This is a genomic window from Bradyrhizobium sp. WSM4873 (assembly GCF_055811355.1).
In genome coordinates, this window is the sequence record NZ_JBVVPS010000104.1 from 1 (window position 1) to 882 (window position 882).

General features: G+C 63.6%; 1 protein-coding gene. It reads right to left on the minus strand.

Annotation, left to right across the window (positions count from 1 at the left end; all coding sequences use genetic code 11):
• Positions 1-36: 36 nt before the first annotated feature.
• A partial coding sequence (gene tnpC / locus AC0L21_RS37925) for an IS66 family transposase (protein ID WP_473267087.1) occupies positions 37-882 on the minus strand: 846 nt, incomplete at its 5' end.

Consider the following 882-nt stretch of genomic DNA (forward strand, 5'->3'; position numbering starts at 1 on the left):
AGCGCGACGAGCTCTATGAAGGGCGTTGCGTGAAGATCAGGCAGCCTGCTGATCGGCGGGAGTGTCGCCTTGGCGGAGGAGCTTCCATTCCCAGGGCAGCAGTTCGTGCAGACGCGATACGGGAAGATCGGCGATACGGGCGACGATATCGGCGAGCCAGGCCTTGGGATCGAAATCGTTGAGACGACAGGTGGTGATCATCGTCAGCATGATGGCGGCGCGGTCGGCACCGCGCAGGCTGCCGGCGAAGGTCCAATTGCGCCTTCCCAGGGCGATTCCTCTTAATGCGCGCTCAGCACAATTGTTGGTCAAGCAGATCCTGCCATCGTCGAGGAAGCGGGCGAAGTCGTCCCAGCGCCTGAGCATGTAATTCATGGGCTTCAGGACCTCGGAGGAGCGCGAGAGGGATTCGCGCTCGAGGAGCAGCCAGGCATGCATGTCCTCGAGAAGCGGCTTGCTCTTTTCCTGGCGCACGGCGCACCGCTCGTCGGCGCCGCGGCCGTTGATGGCGCGCTCGATCTCGAACAAAGCGTCGAGGCGTCTGACCGCCTCCAACGCGATCGGCGAGACCGGTTTGCCCCTGTGGCCTTCCCGGGCGTTCTTCTCGATGTCGGCCAGCTCGAAGAAGCCCCGCCGCGCATGGGCGAAGCAAAACGCCGGCGTAATCGGCAGCACCTTCTTCTGCGGATCGAACAACGGCTCGAAGCCATTGTAGCAATCGGCTTGCAGGATACCGGCGAAGGCGGCCAGATGCTTCTGTGGATGCTCGCCTCGACGGTCGCTCGAGGCGTAATAGACCGCCGCAGGTGGCGCTGGCCCGGCGAAGGGCCGGTCATCCCGCACATATGTCCAGATCCGACCGGTCTTGCACTTGCCCTTCGC